This window comes from Ruegeria sp. K7, assembly GCF_056531785.1.
The window spans coordinates 1-16,039 of record NZ_JBQFMJ010000011.1; the positions used below are offsets into that span (position 1 = coordinate 1).

Genomic DNA, 16,039 nt, shown 5'->3' on the forward strand with positions numbered 1-16,039 from the left:
CAACGCATCTTCATCCGAATACCGCTTCCGAGCCATCCATCATCCCTTCCGTGACACCAAAATAGTGGCACAGTTTTACGGGGCTAAGACAATGCGAACCTCGCGGATCGCATCTACACGCATCATTCCCTGGCCGACAAGCACATCAACTTGCCGCAGCTTCTGAACTATTTCTTCCGGCCTATGTCTCTTGTTCGCCATTTTCGGTCCTCCGTTTCTCAAACATAACGGTGGTCTAAATCAAATGGGGCACTCTAGTTGGTTACGCGTGTAATGGTTGACTGAACGCTCAAGTAGCACATTCACTGCTTTCAAAGAAAACCGCCTGTTTGAAGGAGCGGTCTCTCGACAATGTTCGGCAGCGGCTGATTAGATGTCTACTTTGCCCAGCACAGGGCTTATGCGCAACTTTGGTCTTGTCTAGATGACTGCCGGGGCCGCCGTTCTTGGTGAAACAGTTGAGCAACTGCGAGATATTCTCATGCTCCGCCACCTCATGGCACCAAGCGTTCCAACTGCACCAATGAGCAAAAGAATGCTTGCAGGTAGTGGCACTGGCGCAGGCCCAACCGTGCCGTAGTTACTAAGCGCAAATGGACCCCTTCCGGACTTTGTGAAACTAACCGTATCAGACGCAGAAGACAGGAAGAATGCGGTAGCTGTACCGTACTTAACAAAAAACAACCCTTTGGACACATTGAACGAGTAGTTTTCGCTGTTTCCGGTACCACCAAGGCCACCTCCACCTAAATCAAATTTGATTACATCCGAGGAAACGCTCGAATACCCGATGTTGGTTAGATAGGATGCGATATTTGCCTCATTTGCGCTTCCAATAGACAGCCCGTGAGAAAACATCGAATCCAAACTTCCGTCTTCAAGAATTCCGACGCAGGAGTTACACTTCACGGAGAATGAAGCCGACGATTGATCGACAATGTTCACAGTCAGTGCATTTGATGCTGTGACTGAAAGCATCAACGATATAGTAGTCGCAAGGACCCTGGAAAAAGCACCAGCAAACAACTTCATGAATCACATCCCCCACGACAACACCAATTTTGTAGCACTAACTGTTCTGAAATTGAATTTTTTCAAGTCTGCGACCATGGGATTAAATCATTGACTTAATTTGCATAATTTATGGAAACGGTTTGTTTCCAAATGGCGAATAATATACAAGGGTCAGGACCCACTGATTTCCGTTTTGCGGCCTGATTCACGGTTCAAAAACGAGCGGTGAACATGTGTGACCTCTTCTGGCTTACGGATGCGCAAATGGCGCGTCTGGAGCCCTTCTTCCCGAAGCCCGACGGCAAGCCGCGCGTCGATGACAGGCGTGTGTTGAGCGGGATTATCTTTATCAATCGCAATGGTTTGCGGTGGCGGTATGCCCCTGCTGCCTATGGACCGCACAAGACGCTGTACAATCGATGGAAACGGTGGAGCGACAAGGGCATCTTCGCGCGAATGATGGCTGGCCTGGCCGCCGAGCACGGCGAACAGAAGACTGTGATGATCGACGCGACCTATCTGAAGGCTCACCGGACAGCGACCAGCATGGGCGTCAAAAAGGGGGGCGTGGACGCCTGATTGGCCGAACCAAGGGCGGCATGAACACCAAACTGCACGCCATCTGCGACAGTCAGGGACGCCCGCTGAACCTGTTTATGACCGCAGGACAGGTCAGCAACTACATCGGTGCTCGGGCTCTGTTCAACGGCATACCGAATGTCGATTGGCTACTCGGAGATCGCGGAAACGATGCCGATTGGTTCCGAGAAGCGTTACAAGACAAAGGGATACGCGCTTGTATCCCCGGTCGGAAGCAGCGCAAGACAACGGTGAAGTACGACAAGCACCGATACAAACGAAGCAAACGGATCGAGATCATGTTTAGCAGGCTCAAGGATTGGCGGCGTGTGGCAACCCGTTACGACAGGTGCCCGAAGGTCTTCCTCTCAGCAATCGCCCTCGCAACTCTCGTCATCTATTGGCTATGAGGCCTGAAACTAAGAAACATTTGCCCAAATAGCGAACGCCAAAGAACTTCGAAGATCAATCGATTTCTTTCTTTAATTCGTCACGAGCTTCGTCAGCCTCGCCCTCTAGCTCTTCGCGCAATTCCTCGGCCTCGTCTTCAAGGTCATCGCGCTCCGCATCGATCTCTTCTTCGAGCTCATCGCGCACATCGTCAGCTTCTTCCTCCAGTTCGTCACGAACTTCGTCTCCGACCTTCTCGCCTGCATCCCGAACAGCGTCGCGTGCATCGCCGTCAATCCGATCACTTCTACTATCCACGCGATCCTGTGCCCTATCTGCGCCTCGGTTCCCAACATCGCGCGCCTCTGCGCCAAAGGGTACGTTAATTAAAGCGGCAGCTATCAACGACAAGCCGAAAGGTGAGACAGTTCGGAGAGGGTTCTTCATGGATTTTCCTTCAGAAGTTTTGGCAAAATACACTCGGAGAAGCGCCTTAGTTTTTGTTATTTTTTTGATGTTAATTCGACAAAAACAGCCGTCAAGTTTCACGACAAATTGCGCGTCCGCTGCATACAAGTTGCCGTTTAGACGCGCGTACCGCGTAGCGACAGAGACATTCTAAGTCTGTATGGCCCGCTTAGCAGTCGTTCACGCGGAGTATGGCGAACGACTGCATAGAGCCCGAAGCAGACTCCAGTTCACGACACCGGACCAACTCAAGTTCAATAAATTGTCCGCGAGCCGAGATGGTCTGCAAGCTGATCAAAAACCAACCTGATCCTACGCGCTGTTTGTAACTCAGAGTGTGTGGCCAACCAGATAGGAAATTTGAATGGCTCGCGTTCGGGCAGAACACGCTCCACACCGGGTGTAAGGGCCGCCACATCGTCTGACATAACACTAATGCCGAAGCCTTGGCGCACAAGCTCCCATGACACCATCCCGCTCTGCGATCCAATCCGAAAATTCTTGCGGGTTACTTCGATGCCAGCCGGATTGAGAAATCCAATTATCGTGTCAACATCGCCAAAGCCGACGAAATCCAACTTAGTAAGTTCGTCTTCATTTCGTGGTCGCCCAACCTGTTCGAGATATGAAGGGGCAGCGTAAAAATGTGCCGACGCTTCTGCCACGAGCTTTGCAATCAGGTCCGGCTGTGTCGGGCACACATGCCGAATTGCGATATCTGCCTCGCGCCGCTGTATGTCTCGTATGTCATTTGCTGCGACAACGTCGATCTCAAGCTGCGGTGCCGCGAGCCTGATCTGTTTGAGAATAGGCGGTAGCTGATAGGCTGACATCACGTCGGAAGCAGTGATCCTGACTTGCCCTTCAACTGCTTGCGACTGGCTTGTTGCGGTCAGAGAAATTCTGTTCGCGACATTTGCCATTTCACTGACATGCACCAAAAGCTCAGCACCGGCTGTTGTCAGATTAAGCGACTTGCCAACCCTTTCAAACAAGGTGACGCCAAGCGCCTGTTCCAGCGCGGCGACCTGACGACCGACGGTTGGCTGGGTCTGCTCAAGCACGCGCGCCGCGGCGGAAAACGAGCCTTCTTCTGCCGTTGCAAGAAAGGACCGAGCCTGGTTCCAATCGAAATTGATAGCCTTCCAATTCATGCATTAATGCATAACAGTTCTGCAATATCTGGCAATTTAATAAATCAGCGTTTTAAGATATTGGCTGCGGTGACACCAAAGGAAAAGAGAAACGATATGGCTGCATTGTCCAAAGATGCCGCATTTTGGAGCAGGATTTCGCGCAAATATGCGGCTGATCCTATCCGAAATATGGAAGGGTATCTGAACACGCTCAAACGTACAAAGTCCTACCTGAAAGCCGAAGACGGCGTGCTGGAAATCGGGTGTGGGACGGGGTCAACCGCGTTGCTACTGGCACCACATGTGGCTCAAGTCACTGCCTCCGATCTCGCACCGGGGATGATCGAAATCGCCAACGAGAAACTCGCTGAAGAAGAGCTGGAGAATGTAACGTTCAAAGTGGCCGAGGTTCTGCAGCACGATCCTAACGACGGTTCTTACGACGCTGTCCTCGCACATAATCTACTGCACCTTGTACCCGATATGGGCCATGCACTCGAACACATTGCGACCCTTACAAAACCCGGTGGGGTGTTCATTTCAAAGACCGTTTGCGCTCCAGAGAGTGGAGGGTTCAAATATGGCATAATCAGGCGAATAGCGATCCCGATCATGCAGGTGCTCGGGAAAGCTCCGTTCGTAAATATTGTATCTGTAGCTGAACTCCAGCAAGCCATTGAACTTGCGGGCTTCGATATCGTCGAGACTGCGGATCAAGCCGGGTTATTGCCGAGCCGGTACATTGTCGCGAGAAAGCTGTGAAACAGTATTCGCGCCATAATTACTTTGCATGCAAGGGACAGCTCGTGCCATCAAATGAGTATAATGATGAAAGATGGGATTTCACTTGCACGCCTTTCGGAAATCGATCCGAATGACATTGCGGTTCATACGTCCGACCCCCGGGTAGCAGAGCATATGCCGCTTTTGACGTTCAAATGGAATGTTGACGTCGCAAGAGAGTTTATTGCCAAGAAGGAAGGCTACCGGGCACGGGACGGTCTTGGACATTGGGCGTTTTTGTCAGGCGGTCAGTATGTTGGTTTAGGGGGCTTTCAAAAAGAAGAAGACGAGTGGGATTTTGGGGTGGTTTTGCGGCCCGACGCCTTTGGCCTTGGGAAACGGATTTCCAAAATGGCAATCGGCTTTGCGATTGCTGACAAACGTATCCCCTTTGTCACGTTTCTGCTGCCACCAAGTAGAAAAAATCTGGGTGCGCTCCGGAAACTCGGTGCCAAACACATCGGCGAGATCGAATACGAAGGGGCTCAGTTTCTAAAGTTTCGCTTGGATACGGAGTGAACTCCGTTCTTCCTGATTTTTCCCGGTGGTGCGCCAAATACCCGTTTGAAGGCCTTGTTGAACGCAGGCTCTGACAAGTATCCGATGTCAGCGGCAATCTGCGAGATAGGTTGATCGGTGGACACCAACCTCTCGCTGGCCAGGTGCATACGCCACGTTGCAAGATACTGGATTGCTGGAACGCCTACCAACTCAGTAAACCGTGCCGCGAAAGCAGATCTGGACATACCAGCAACCTCCGCGAGAGACTCGACCGTCCAAGCCGCAGCAGGCGTACGGTGAATTGCGACTATCGTGCGACCGATCTGCGGTTCTCGCGCAGCTTTTAACCAGCCTCGATCTGCATCGGGTGCGCTGTTCAGCCAACGACGAATGGCCTCGATGACAACCACATCGGCCAGTCGCGTGATCACGGTTTCGCCGCCCGGTCTCAATTCCCGCGCCTCTTTTGCGATGAATTGTAAGGTTGCCTGTAACCAGCTTCCGGCGTCCTCCTCCCACGGGTCGATTTTGAGTACATCCGGAAGCAAGCGCATCAACATATCACTGGCGGCGTGATGTATTCGGACCAAGCCGTACATGATGCCCGTCTCCGCGCCGCCGCCGCCGTATTCCAGTGTTTCATAAAGCTCGGTTACCTTGCGAATGGGCAACTCCTCCAGCGTCAAAAGCGGCGTGTCTTCTGAGCTAAAGAAACCTACAGGTGCTCCGTTGGTCATCAAGACCAGATCGCCTTTTTCGACCTCGAACGGGTCATCCTCACCGACCTTCATCAAGCACCGCCCGTGTGTGATGACCGCAAAGCTCAGTACGCCGGGAAATCCCGGTATCGATACGCCCCATGGTGCAGTCATGCGAGATTGGCAATAGAATGTACCTGTCAATTTCAGCAAATGGAGGATTTCCCCCAGCGGATCGCCGATCGGCCGTGCCAGTGCATCTGGGTCAGGGACATGCGGTTCAACCTTGTTCATGTGCGGACCTTGGCTGAAATTTAGCTCTCCGTCTACCTACTTTGGACGATCGAATAAGAATATCGGATTTTGAAGAATAGAACATCTCTATTGATTGCCTAATTTCGGGCCATCAAGTGAACTCATGGAGATGACCAATGATAAAGCAAACCATTCTTGTACTTGGCGCAACAGGCAAAACCGGATCGCGGATCGCGACACGTCTGGAAGAAAAAGGGCAGACAGTCCGGCGCGCATCGCGAAACAGTGAAACGCCATTTGACTGGGAACAACCGCAGACCTGGCCCGCAATCCTGGAAGGCGTCTCGTCTGCCTATATTTCTTACTTTCCTGACATCGCTATTCCAGGCGCGGTTGAGCAAGTAGAAGCCTTCACAGCATTGGCTCGTGAAAAGGGATTACGGCGTGTTGTGCTGCTAACCGGGCGTGGCGAGTTTCATGCGGAACGAGCGGAAGCAGTCGTACGCAATTCCGGAGTTCCGTTCACTATCGTTCGTGCAGCATGGTTTGCACAAAACTTCTCTGAAGGGGCATTGCTTGATCCGGTCATGGCAGGTGTCTTGCCGATGCCCGCCGGCGATGTACGCGAACCAATCATCGACGTAGACGACATTGCCGATGTTGCCGTAGCATCACTGACCGAAGACGGACATACCGGTGAGCTGTACGAGGTCACCGGCCCCCGTCTAATGACGTTTGCAGACATGGCCGCAGAGCTTTCGCGCGCCATGGGCAGGACTGTGCAATACCTGCCAATTTCATTCGAAAACTTCCACGCGGAAATCGCGCGTGCGAATGGCGAGATGATTGCTGATGTGATTACGGACATCGCGCGTGAAACGCTGGACGGGCGCAATGCGAAACTCGCAGACGGGGTCCAGCGTGCGCTTGGACGCGCGCCACGCGACTTCGCTGACTTCGCAAACAAAGCTGAAATGTCTGGCGCGTGGACCAAAGCCGCTTGAGCCAGGCCAAAGGACATTGGAGACAAACATGAAACTTGAACTTAGAGGCAGACTTATCTTGGGCATGTCCGGATTAACTGCATTCGCCATAGGTCTGGCCATCACTCTGGACCCACAGTCTTTCTACGCCAACTACGGCATCGTACTCTCGCCGCAGCCAAACCTGATGAGTGAGTTGCGTGCACCTGCTGCCAATCTCGCGGTACTTGGTCTGATCATTTTGTGCGGAGCATTTTATCAAAAGTTGGTCCAGGCCTCAGCATTGCTTGGGGCTACGGTTTTCGCAGCTTTCGCCGTGGGCAGGACAATCAGTTTCGTCCTCGATGGTTGGCCATCCGAAAACATTCTTGCCGCATTTGCGATAGAGGTTTTGCTTGCGGTGTTGTGTTTGTGGGTTGTCGGTGGAAATGCGAAATCTGCAGCGCCGGCCTGAGACGGCTTTGTCCGCATTGCAGAAATTTAGTGGAATTCACTGAACGTCTGCATCGAGCCCAAAGCGGACCTCAGTTTTGAAAGAAATATCAGTTCAGCACTGCCGCAATCACATCGATTTTGTGATGCGCGTTCTGCTTTACTGAAGGGCTTTCTGAAAAGTAGCTGTAAGCCTTTCATTCAGCGCGTGGTGCGGTTTGCCTGATGAGCCATAATGAAGCTCGGCAAAGGCAGCAATATCATTGAAAATTACGACTGAGCCACCGTCATTGCCCGGATAAACCAGCAACTTTTGGCAAAATGCATCAAGGCCGATTGCCGGGAACTCGGCCATCGCTACGCCACCGGGCCCAGGTCCGCCGAAGAGCAAAAGAACCGCTTCAGGCAGTTCAACACCCTGCGTCGCAGCTTCCGCTCTAAAGTCAATTTCACCGAACCAGACAGTATCGTCTTGCGCCATTACGATGTTGGTGAGGTTTTCGACCGCTTCGGCAACACTGAGTGCGGACGTCAACTCGATGACACCATAGTCCCTGCTGAGACCATCTATTGGTGCCGCATCGCCGCCGGCGGCTCGCGTTACTTCTGCTAGTCTTTGCGAGAACGTATCGAGTGCGGACTTGTCGCTGAGCCCATGGCGGACTTGAAGAAAATCTGAACCTGTATGAGCAACTTTAGCAGTACTATCCTGTGCAAAAGACAGAACGCGGAATGGTAAGTCGAGCCCCGCTCGTATGTTTTCTTTCAAAATGGGTGTGTTGATTTCAGGGTCCGAGAATATCTGAACACGCGAAGGCGGCATCTCTACGCCCTCAGCAGCCGCAAGCCGGGCGTGGTCAATCGAGGCAATGGAGGCCAATCCAGCATCCTCGATGGCGATCTCAATCGATGTAAAATTTTTGTCCACCGCTTCTTGCACGGATGACGCCTGCGCCATCATCGCGGTAACAAATATTAGAGATATTCCCGCGAACGGGCGATGCGCGGTTCGAATTACAGTCATAACAACCTCAAGTGATTTCATCTTTTCTTCGCAACGAAAGAAAGGCCAACGTACCGAAAACCAATTCGGCCAAAAGATAGAACAATAGAACGAACCCTGGCATGCCATCCACTATGATGCTCAGCGCGCGCCCGGCAGCAAGCCCCACCATAAACAGAAAAAGTACCCAGAGCGCGGGGCGCTGCAACTCCGGTTTTCCTGCTGCAATCAGCCAAAAAACGGCGTTTGCTAGATACAGCCCCATTATGGCGCGGAACACATGCGTTTGGTTCGTTCCTTCCACTGGGAAGCCGAGTAGGTATGTTACAGATGCAGACGGTACGAGGCCGTAAGATAGTGCGATCGGCACGAGGCCAAATGCTGCTAGGAGCAGCAGTGTACGGTCAGCCATTTTCGCCTTCCTATTGCTCTGGTGTGTACCAGATAGGTGACGTATATGCCCGCTCCTGATGCGAACGCGGAACATCAGCGTCCATCTTCATGCCATAGAACTTCTCGTCATGTGCCTGCCATGTTGGCGTTGGAATTTCGAGCACCCGCGCATAGTAATACGCTGGAAGAGCAGGATCAAAGTCGGGGTCAGTCCACACACCTCGTAGTTCGGCGGCTCCGATGGAGTTCGTGTAGGTCGCGTTAGCCTCGTCCACTGTAGAGCCGACAGGTCGCCGGGCGCGTCCGTCCTCACCGATTTCGCGTCCATCCGATACAGCAACATCATAGATGCGTTCTTGCCTTGCTCCTTCTGCGTCAATCCAGCCTTTGATGATCTGCACGCGATCCAGATTGGCCGCGCTCACATCCTTAAGTGCGCCGAGCATAAACACAGGAGAGGTAGCCTCGCCTTTTGACGGAAGATCTCCCCCCATGGGAACTCCGCGGGAATAACCGATGTCGACGACATTTGGACGGAATACATCTTCGCCTTCGAAATCCCATCCCCCAAAGAAACGGACTGCTATCCGGGTGCCGGTAGTGGCATATACTTCCTTTGCCTGCATGGCATCGAAGATGGCCGAACGCGTATTCTCCCGCGCCCAAACCCCTGCGAGACCGGAAGCGAGAGCCTCATATTCGAATGTAGACAGCGTTTCGTCACCATTAAATGATTGGATCACGTAATGCTTCCACCGATCGGGTGAAGGTTCAGACGATGGCATCTTCCCCCAGAAGTTATCATCCCGTGTCGTGGACACTGCGGTATGCGCGTCGGTAGCTCCAATCTGGCCAAATTTGAATGGATTGATGCCAAGTTTCTGTTTTTGTTGCATGCCGACCTGCAACGCTGACCGCGCATACTCATAAGGCAGCATCTCAGGCATTTTTGGTTTAAATCCGCCGATATCGCCTTTGTCCCAGGTGCCGTAGTCGGCGAACTCATCATCCGGTGACAACGCAGGGTGAGCCTCTCCATCGCCTTTGATTTGCGTTACTTCGATTATAGGCTCCCACCGCATACGTGTTTCCGCATACTCCGCATCAATCGGTTCTCCGTTCAAACGCTCAGTGGCAAACATCAGACCATTGGACAGGTTGCCATTGTGCGGGATCGCCATGACCGAGCCTCCCGTCAGGTCTTCGTAACTTTGCATGTAGGCCCACAAATCTTCCGGATCGGGGCTGTCATACGCGGAAAACGGCGTCACTTGGCTGGCTTTTCGCCCGTCCTCTTTGAAGAGCACGACACGGTGAAGGTTGGATGGCGTTTCCCGATTATTGATAGACGTCCACTCAAACCCAATGAACGCTGTGAAATTTCCCGGGTCATTATACTGATCCGCGAGTTCGATCTGCCGGTCCCAAATAGTACGATCGAGTTTGGGATTGTCGATAATGTCGCGGTTCTGTGCCACACCGTCATTGCCCCAAAGCTGAAAAGCCGCGTAGCCTTCACCGGCTTGCACGAGGTCATACAGGCGCTGTCCGTACTCAGTCGCGAGCAGATCTCTGTTTGCCTCCGCTAGCATCACTGGCAACCCAAGGTTTTCAGCATGATCAGATACCACTAGAAAATCGAGGGGGCGGTCAATGCGCAGTCTCTGACCTGACGAAGTGATCACTTCTTCACCCATTGCAAACCGATAGGCATCAACCGGCGTGAGTGTATTTCCAATCATTCCGGCATCTGTCGAAAACATCGTATGAAGGTGGGTGTCGCCCCAATAAAGGCCCTCTGCGAGGCCACGATTTTTGACTGTACGTTCGATGAACGGTGAATAGTTTTGTGGTGGTCCCGAAACGTCTTCTTCCGCGGGCCCAATATCTTGACCAAGCGCAAAACTCGGAGAAACGGTAATTGCCAGAAGGGCTAGTGTAATTTGTCTGAACATCCTGATCCCCCAAAACGTTTCATTAGGCAAACTCTGAAAAAGCCTACCCGTAATGCGACGCTGGGATCAACAGATCAAAGGTCTCGCTCGCTATCCAAAAGTATATGTTTTCGGATGTCTGAATTGTCCGCAACTCGGACATCGGCACCCGAAAATTCGCTGCGCAGTGAATGAACGACCGCTTTTCTTTCTGCGATGCGGCTCATGGATAGGGCGTGTCGATGACCACCGCGCTCCTAGCGGCATCATCCATGTCATTCGTAAAGGCCCACGATGTCCGGGTGCACTATTCAAGTATGGGTCGCATATGAACCACTGAACCGGTTTGTCTTGCGGTTACACCAAAGTGTCTTCAAAGACATCTGACATGTTAAGGTTTGCTAAGATTTGCAAAGGTTGTGTAACGAAGAGCTGGGAAAGATCGTTCATCGGTCTCTTCGCAGCCGCTCATACCGATGATGACGAAATGTTCCGGCAGCTCGTGGCAGCGGGGACAAATGTCACCGCGAGGGACTCGCAAGGCCGCACACCAGCCCATGTGGCAGCCTTTGCTTCAGAGGACGAGGCATTGCGTGCGCTAGGCGAGAAGCGCGCCGATATGAATGCGCTTGACGGTCAGGCCAGCGACTTGGTCACGATTGCGGCCGTTCCATCAGTGAGCAGGGTTGCTCGATGGTGAGCGGTACCTCGTTCAGTGGGCACCGTTGAAAGCTGGCGCCGGAGCGGCTGGTTGGTCAGGATCGGTAGCCGAGTTCGCAAAGGCGCCGCGCGCGGCCAATATGGTGTCCAGACAGATCACGCCGTTAGCAAAAAGACAGTTTCGTCAGTGGGTGCTGGAACTGAAAGAACAAGAGAAACAGGTGGTCGCGTTTGAACCGTGTGGTTAGAAAACTGTGTTATCTGATGAAAAGGAGCGAGGCGGGTTTCAGTGGTTTTCCCGACTTTCTTTTTCATTATGAACACACCAATGGCAGCAAGTAACGATGATCGGGCTGCAACACTGATCGAATCCCTCTCCGGCAAGTGGTTGAGGCAAGTCTATTCAACGACGCCGATCTGTCTGATCGCATCCAGGCAGGTCATACCTGGCGCCATCAACACCTCAACCTGCTGCAACTTCAAGGTAATCTCTTCGGGCTTCAACCGCTGGTTTGCCGTTCTTGGTCCTCCGTATTCTAAACATAGCGGTGGACCAGTTTAGTTGCGGAGGCTTATACCCACTGTGCCAAAGGGCCTGACACCCAGCTGGAGGTTACAACACTTTTCTCATTCAGTTTGGTCCTCAGAACGGCCACCAAAGTGCTCACTCGCAAGTGCCTTAAAACCCATGATGAACTTGCTCTGAAGATCTCTGTGATACGCAAGTACAACGTTTAGGGGACGCAGGGTTTCGACCAACTGCAGCGCTTTTATCGTGCCTCCGCTATATGTCGTCGTCGACTCGGGCAGCATTATCAAAAACGAAAATCCGAACTCCTCAGCTACGGCGCTGCGCACGGTTTCAAGCGAATTTGATGCATAGGCTATGTCTGGATAGAGGGCCGCCTCTCTCAGCAAATCTTCGAAATAGGTCCGACTGCCTGGCCCGTCGAACATGACATATGGAATATCGCGCAAGTCAGATAATCGAACCTCTTCATTTTGTGCCAGCGGATGATTTGAAGAAATAATAACTTTCGGCTGCAAAGCGGCCAGTCTGACGATCTCCAGCCCATCCAGTGACCAGCCCCGGTCGTATGTCAGAGCCAGATCAATCTCTCCGTTTCGCAGCGCATCACCAAGTTCAGCCAGACCATACTCTTGTTGAAACACCCGGACATCCGGATAGGTGCGTTGAAATTTTCGAATGAGCGTGGGAAGGAAAAAGGGTGAAAGGGTCCGAAATGCGCCCAGCCGAAGTTCGCCCGCCGTTTCCGAAAGCAGTGCCTTTGCCTGAGTGCCGACACGTTCAGCCTGCGCTTCAAGTTCCTTGACATGTTCCAGAAACAGGCGCCCCTGAAGCGTGAGCGACAAGCCCCGAGCATGGTGGCGATTGAACAGGACCAAACCGGTGACATCTTCAAGCTTTTGTATCGCCTGCGCGACCGAAGGCTGCGAAATGTTCAGCACACGCGCGGCCTGTGCAATGCCGCCGTATTCGGCGACGGTTCGAAAATAGGTGCATTGGCGCAAAGTGAAGCGAACCATATATTACCTTCTTAAAGGCCATCTTTTTTAAGTTTTTATATTTTTCAGTTCGAGTGCAACATGAAATCGTCCGAGGTTGACAGGCTGTCTTGGCCTGCAAATCGGGGTCACCGCATGATTGAGGAGCCACCTATGTCGTTAGACCAGGCAGTTACTGAATTGTTGAATGCCGCTCATCGGCCGATGGAAGACGCGGTTGCCATGCCTCCTTCTGTCTACACAAGTCAGGATTTCCTGCGCAGTGAGTTGGACAATGTTTTTGGCAAGGACTGGGTCTGCGTTGGACGTTCCAGCCGACTGGCAAATCCGGGTGACTACATCGCCCTTGAAGTCGCGGAACAACCCATCGTCGTGCTTCGGGACAAGTCCAAAGAGCTGAAAGCGTTTTCGAATGTCTGTCTGCACCGCATGTCGACGATCGTGGAAGGCGAAGGGAACGCCCGCGTTCTGGTCTGCCCGTATCATGCCTGGACCTACGATCTGGAAGGCAACCTGCGCGGCGCACCGTTCATGAAAGAGACGACGGGTTTTTGCAAGGAAAGCTACAAGCTCCCCAAAATCCGCTGCGAGGAATGGCTGGGCTGGATTTACGTGACCCTGAACCCGGACTCGGCCCCTGTGGCGCAGCAACTGTCCGAACTGGAAGAGATGGTGTCCCAGTACGGAATGGAGAACTATGTCGAGTGCTTCCGCGAGACCCATGTCTGGGACACGAACTGGAAGGTTCTGGCCGAAAACTTCATGGAGAGCTACCACCTGCCTGTGTGTCACGCCCAGACGGTTGGCGGTCATTCCAAACTGGAGGAAATGGATTGTCCGCCGGGCCTGAAACATTTCAATTATCACTGGATCACCAAAGAGGCGTCGCTGCCGATGGGCAACGCCCATCCGAACAACACGCGCCTTGAGGGCGATTGGCGCAAGACCACCGCTCTGCTGACGCTTTACCCAAGTCACCTGATCACTCTGACGCCGGGATACTTCTGGTATCTTTCGCTGCACCCGAAAGGCACGGGCCAGGTCTCGATTGCCTATGGCGGCGGTTTGTCACCCGAATTCATGGCGGACCCGAAGGCGGATGAATATATCGCGACACTGAAGAAGCTGTTGGATGACGTGAATGACGAAGACCGCGGCTGTACGGAAAAAGTGTTCAAAGGTCTGAATTCCGGCGCGGCGCGGGCCGGACATCTCTCTTACCTCGAACGACCGATCTACGACTTCACGCAGTATCTGGCCGAGAAGACGGCCGGGTTCAACCGCGTCTTCGGACAGGAGGCCGCGCAGTAAAATGCAAATGGTTCGAAAGCAGCGGGTTGCTGAGATGGTGGGAATGCTCCATCAGGTCGCGGCCCTGCCAGAGTCGCAAGCGCAGTGCTTGCCCGGATGGTTTTACACGGACCCCGAGTTCTTTGATTTCGAGGTGAAAACATTCCTGAGCAAGGAGTGGCATTGCCTTGGCCGTGCCGACGAAATCCCAAGTGCCGGGGACTACTTTACAGCGCAGCTTTTCGACGAACCCCTGCTGGTCGTTCGCGGGGATGACGAGCAAGTCAGAATCTTGTCGAACCTGTGCCGCCATCGGGGCATGCCGATTGCCGAAGGGTCTGGTTCAACCCGAAAGTTTGTCTGCAGCTATCATGCCTGGAGCTATGCGCGAGACGGTGAGCTTTTGAACGCGCCGCGTATGCGTGACAAAGGCGTCAAAAAGGGCAGTTGCGCCTTACCGGAATTTCGCTGTGAGCAGTGGAACGGCTTTATCTATGTCAATCTGGACGATGATGCAGAGCCGCTGGCGCCGCGACTTGAGCAACTGGAAGTTCTGCTTGGCAACTATCAGACGGACAGGATGCGCCATGTTGCAACGTTTGAAGAAGACTGGCACACGAACTGGAAGTGCCTTGTCGAGAATTTCATGGAAGCGTACCACCTTTCGGTCGTGCATCCGGAAACGTTGCATCCCTACACGCCGACGGGTTTAAGCCGAAAGGCCTTATCCGACGACACGTTCACGGCTTATTGTGCCAACTACCCATCAAGCGCCGAATCCCGTGGCATGGGCGCGCCAGGTCTGAGCGACGACGAACGGCGCCGCTCGACCTTGTTCAATGTATTCCCCGCTCAGGTGGCCAGCCAGGCCGCGACATTGCTAGTTTCTTTGTCCATCAAACCTTTGTCCGTGGATTGCATCCGGGTGAGATGGACGATGTCGACCTATGGCGACGAGCTGACCCAGGATGAGTTGGAAGAACGCATCAAGCTATGGCACGAGGTAAATCGCGAGGATCGCGAGAAGCTGGAGAAAATGCAATCGGCGCTCAGTTCGCGCCATGCGCCTTCCGGCCACCTCGCGCCAAGCGACTATGAAGGAACCATATGGGATTTTTACCGTTACCTGTCGCGACAATTCCCTGCATGATAAAAAATGGAGGCCAGTGGATATACCTGTGTCTTTCAACATATCTCGGAACCTGTCGTCGTCGTGGTGGCGATCTCCGAGCAGACGGTCCACATTTGGTGGGCAACTGATCAGGACCCGAGCACCGATTTGATCGCTGATCTGCCCCGTCGGCAACGAACAGGTTGAGCGGGCGCCTATGGCTGTCGCAAATGGCATCAAGCTTGGTATTCAAGCCGCCTTTGGTTCTCCCGATCCGGCGACTAACCTTTATTGCGCGACCATGCTCGTCGCGGCACGGAGTGACCTGAGATACTTGCGCAGGCTCAGCTGAACGCATGATGTTCGTCTGTTCCTATCGATCTTGACGGCCTTCTCTTTGCTGTGCTCGGCGGCAAGAACGGCCATCCTCCGGGCGAAAACACCGTCTTGTTCCAATGCTTCCACCGGCTGCAATGGGTCTTTTGCAGACCGTCGGATTCCGGATCGTCCCGCCATCCCAAACCGCCGCCATTGATGAAGATAATCTCGGCAATCACGCTTTTGGCATCTACCCGAGGCTTGCCCTGTGACTTCCGGAAATAAGGAGCGAGCTTGGCCATCTGCTCAATGGTCAGCCAATTCAGGTCGCTGGTGTCGCGGCTCGGTTTTCGAACCGTGAACCTCCCATCGCAGGAAAAAAATACATCCTGACCCTGGTGAACCATTGCCCTGTTTGCCATCGGGATAATGGTTTCCGACGCAGGCGGGAAGTAGCCCACAGCACCTGAGTGGTTCCGATCCGTGTAATTTCACCCTTAACTGTAATCAATTTGCTGCTCTCACAGGAATTGTTGCCCGCATGCTAGGTAAACGGAAAGGCCA

Annotated in this window: 15 protein-coding genes and 2 pseudogenes; 8 read left to right on the plus strand and 9 right to left on the minus strand. The window is 53.2% G+C overall.

Annotated elements, in window-relative coordinates; genetic code table 11:
• Window positions 1-420: 420 nt before the first annotated feature.
• A complete protein-coding gene (locus ACR0FE_RS16440) occupies window positions 421-1,032 on the minus strand; it encodes a VPLPA-CTERM sorting domain-containing protein (RefSeq protein WP_480913960.1) in 612 nt (203 codons plus the stop codon).
• Window positions 1,033-1,245: 213 nt separating this feature from the next.
• Here ACR0FE_RS16440 and ACR0FE_RS16445 point away from each other — a divergent pair.
• A protein-coding gene (locus tag ACR0FE_RS16445) for an IS5 family transposase (protein ID WP_480913963.1) occupies window positions 1,246-2,003 on the plus strand; the annotation gives its coding sequence in 2 pieces (ribosomal slippage) (window positions 1,246-1,567 and window positions 1,567-2,003; 759 coding nt in all).
• Window positions 2,004-2,058: 55 nt separating this feature from the next.
• On the opposite strand, the gene ACR0FE_RS16450 is transcribed toward ACR0FE_RS16445, so the two are convergent.
• Both ACR0FE_RS16450 and ACR0FE_RS16455 read right to left on the minus strand, forming a co-directional pair.
• Window positions 2,059-2,430 carry a hypothetical protein gene (locus tag ACR0FE_RS16450; protein WP_480913964.1) on the minus strand — a complete coding sequence of 124 codons (372 nt, stop codon included), beginning with the start codon at window positions 2,428-2,430 and terminating at the stop codon, window positions 2,059-2,061.
• Window positions 2,431-2,705: 275 nt separating this feature from the next.
• Entirely contained in the window at window positions 2,706-3,605 is a 900-nt protein-coding gene (locus ACR0FE_RS16455; RefSeq protein WP_480913966.1) for a LysR family transcriptional regulator, read from the minus strand.
• A gap of 6 nt (window positions 3,606-3,611) precedes the next feature.
• Between ACR0FE_RS16455 and ACR0FE_RS16460 the strand changes: the two genes are divergently transcribed.
• A complete protein-coding gene (locus ACR0FE_RS16460) occupies window positions 3,612-4,349 on the plus strand; it encodes a class I SAM-dependent methyltransferase (RefSeq protein WP_480913968.1) in 738 nt (245 codons plus the stop codon).
• A 66-nt stretch (window positions 4,350-4,415) separates the two neighbouring features.
• A complete protein-coding gene (locus ACR0FE_RS16465) occupies window positions 4,416-4,889 on the plus strand; it encodes a GNAT family N-acetyltransferase (protein WP_480914232.1) in 474 nt (157 codons plus the stop codon).
• Here ACR0FE_RS16465 and ACR0FE_RS16470 read toward each other — a convergent pair.
• Window positions 4,856-5,863, minus strand: coding sequence for an AraC family transcriptional regulator (locus ACR0FE_RS16470; RefSeq protein WP_480913970.1), 1,008 nt, complete (start codon window positions 5,861-5,863; stop codon window positions 4,856-4,858). The two genes, ACR0FE_RS16465 and ACR0FE_RS16470, sit on opposite strands and share 34 nt — an antisense overlap.
• Window positions 5,864-6,000: 137 nt before the next feature.
• Between ACR0FE_RS16470 and ACR0FE_RS16475 the strand changes: the two genes are divergently transcribed.
• A complete protein-coding gene (locus ACR0FE_RS16475) occupies window positions 6,001-6,828 on the plus strand; it encodes a Rossmann-fold NAD(P)-binding domain-containing protein (protein ID WP_480913973.1) in 828 nt (275 codons plus the stop codon).
• Between the two features lie 28 nt (window positions 6,829-6,856).
• Window positions 6,857-7,261, plus strand: coding sequence for a DUF4345 domain-containing protein (locus ACR0FE_RS16480; protein ID WP_480913974.1), 405 nt, complete (start codon window positions 6,857-6,859; stop codon window positions 7,259-7,261).
• A 138-nt stretch (window positions 7,262-7,399) separates the two neighbouring features.
• Here ACR0FE_RS16480 and ACR0FE_RS16485 read toward each other — a convergent pair whose 3' ends face one another.
• Genes ACR0FE_RS16485 through ACR0FE_RS16495 form a run of 3 tightly spaced genes read right to left on the minus strand, consistent with a single transcriptional unit; the run spans window position 7,400 to window position 10,590 of the window.
• Window positions 7,400-8,284 carry a DUF302 domain-containing protein gene (locus ACR0FE_RS16485; RefSeq protein WP_480913976.1) on the minus strand — a complete coding sequence of 295 codons (885 nt, stop codon included), beginning with the start codon at window positions 8,282-8,284 and terminating at the stop codon, window positions 7,400-7,402.
• Window positions 8,271-8,654 (minus strand): DUF4345 domain-containing protein, encoded by a 384-nt coding sequence (locus ACR0FE_RS16490; protein ID WP_480913977.1) that lies wholly within the window; start codon window positions 8,652-8,654, stop codon window positions 8,271-8,273. Before ACR0FE_RS16490 ends, ACR0FE_RS16485 begins: the two co-directional genes overlap by 14 nt.
• Window positions 8,655-8,664: 10 nt before the next feature.
• Window positions 8,665-10,590, minus strand: a complete 1,926-nt coding sequence (locus ACR0FE_RS16495; RefSeq protein WP_170536419.1) for a DUF3604 domain-containing protein — start codon at window positions 10,588-10,590, stop codon at window positions 8,665-8,667.
• A 367-nt stretch (window positions 10,591-10,957) separates the two neighbouring features.
• On the opposite strand from ACR0FE_RS16495, the gene ACR0FE_RS16500 reads away from it, so the two are divergent.
• Window positions 10,958-11,269, plus strand: coding sequence for an ankyrin repeat domain-containing protein (locus ACR0FE_RS16500; RefSeq protein WP_480913980.1), 312 nt, complete (start codon window positions 10,958-10,960; stop codon window positions 11,267-11,269).
• 587 nt (window positions 11,270-11,856) lie between these two features.
• Here the strand turns inward: ACR0FE_RS16500 and ACR0FE_RS16505 are convergent.
• Window positions 11,857-12,777, minus strand: coding sequence for a LysR substrate-binding domain-containing protein (locus ACR0FE_RS16505; RefSeq protein ID WP_480913983.1), 921 nt, complete (start codon window positions 12,775-12,777; stop codon window positions 11,857-11,859).
• 132 nt (window positions 12,778-12,909) lie between these two features.
• Here ACR0FE_RS16505 and ACR0FE_RS16510 point away from each other — a divergent pair, with 132 nt between their 5' ends.
• Together ACR0FE_RS16510 and ACR0FE_RS16515 are read left to right on the plus strand one after the other, a co-directional pair.
• Complete coding sequence (locus ACR0FE_RS16510) at window positions 12,910-14,067, plus strand: aromatic ring-hydroxylating oxygenase subunit alpha (protein WP_480913985.1); 1,158 nt, start codon at window positions 12,910-12,912, stop codon at window positions 14,065-14,067.
• Between the two features lie 43 nt (window positions 14,068-14,110).
• Window positions 14,111-15,124 (plus strand): annotated as a pseudogene (locus ACR0FE_RS16515) (aromatic ring-hydroxylating oxygenase subunit alpha); the annotation flags it as partial.
• On the opposite strand, the pseudogene ACR0FE_RS16520 reads toward ACR0FE_RS16515, so the two are convergent.
• Window positions 15,038-15,777: pseudogene (locus tag ACR0FE_RS16520) on the minus strand (transposase family protein). The pseudogenes ACR0FE_RS16515 and ACR0FE_RS16520 sit on opposite strands and share 87 nt — an antisense overlap.
• Window positions 15,778-16,039 lie beyond the last annotated feature (262 nt).

Coding starts and splice junctions, on each gene's coding strand:
- ACR0FE_RS16440 (WP_480913960.1), bottom strand. CDS start 1,032: ATGAAGTTGTTTGCTGGTGCTTTTTCCAGGGTCCTTGCGACTACTATA.
- ACR0FE_RS16450 (WP_480913964.1), bottom strand. CDS start 2,430: ATGAAGAACCCTCTCCGAACTGTCTCACCTTTCGGCTTGTCGTTGATA.
- ACR0FE_RS16455 (WP_480913966.1), bottom strand. CDS start 3,605: ATGAATTGGAAGGCTATCAATTTCGATTGGAACCAGGCTCGGTCCTTT.
- ACR0FE_RS16460 (WP_480913968.1), top strand. CDS start 3,612: ATGCATAACAGTTCTGCAATATCTGGCAATTTAATAAATCAGCGTTTT.
- ACR0FE_RS16465 (WP_480914232.1), top strand. CDS start 4,416: ATGAAAGATGGGATTTCACTTGCACGCCTTTCGGAAATCGATCCGAAT.
- ACR0FE_RS16470 (WP_480913970.1), bottom strand. CDS start 5,863: ATGAACAAGGTTGAACCGCATGTCCCTGACCCAGATGCACTGGCACGG.
- ACR0FE_RS16475 (WP_480913973.1), top strand. CDS start 6,001: ATGATAAAGCAAACCATTCTTGTACTTGGCGCAACAGGCAAAACCGGA.
- ACR0FE_RS16480 (WP_480913974.1), top strand. CDS start 6,857: ATGAAACTTGAACTTAGAGGCAGACTTATCTTGGGCATGTCCGGATTA.
- ACR0FE_RS16485 (WP_480913976.1), bottom strand. CDS start 8,284: ATGAAATCACTTGAGGTTGTTATGACTGTAATTCGAACCGCGCATCGC.
- ACR0FE_RS16490 (WP_480913977.1), bottom strand. CDS start 8,654: ATGGCTGACCGTACACTGCTGCTCCTAGCAGCATTTGGCCTCGTGCCG.
- ACR0FE_RS16495 (WP_170536419.1), bottom strand. CDS start 10,590: ATGTTCAGACAAATTACACTAGCCCTTCTGGCAATTACCGTTTCTCCG.
- ACR0FE_RS16500 (WP_480913980.1), top strand. CDS start 10,958: ATGTTAAGGTTTGCTAAGATTTGCAAAGGTTGTGTAACGAAGAGCTGG.
- ACR0FE_RS16505 (WP_480913983.1), bottom strand. CDS start 12,777: ATGGTTCGCTTCACTTTGCGCCAATGCACCTATTTTCGAACCGTCGCC.
- ACR0FE_RS16510 (WP_480913985.1), top strand. CDS start 12,910: ATGTCGTTAGACCAGGCAGTTACTGAATTGTTGAATGCCGCTCATCGG.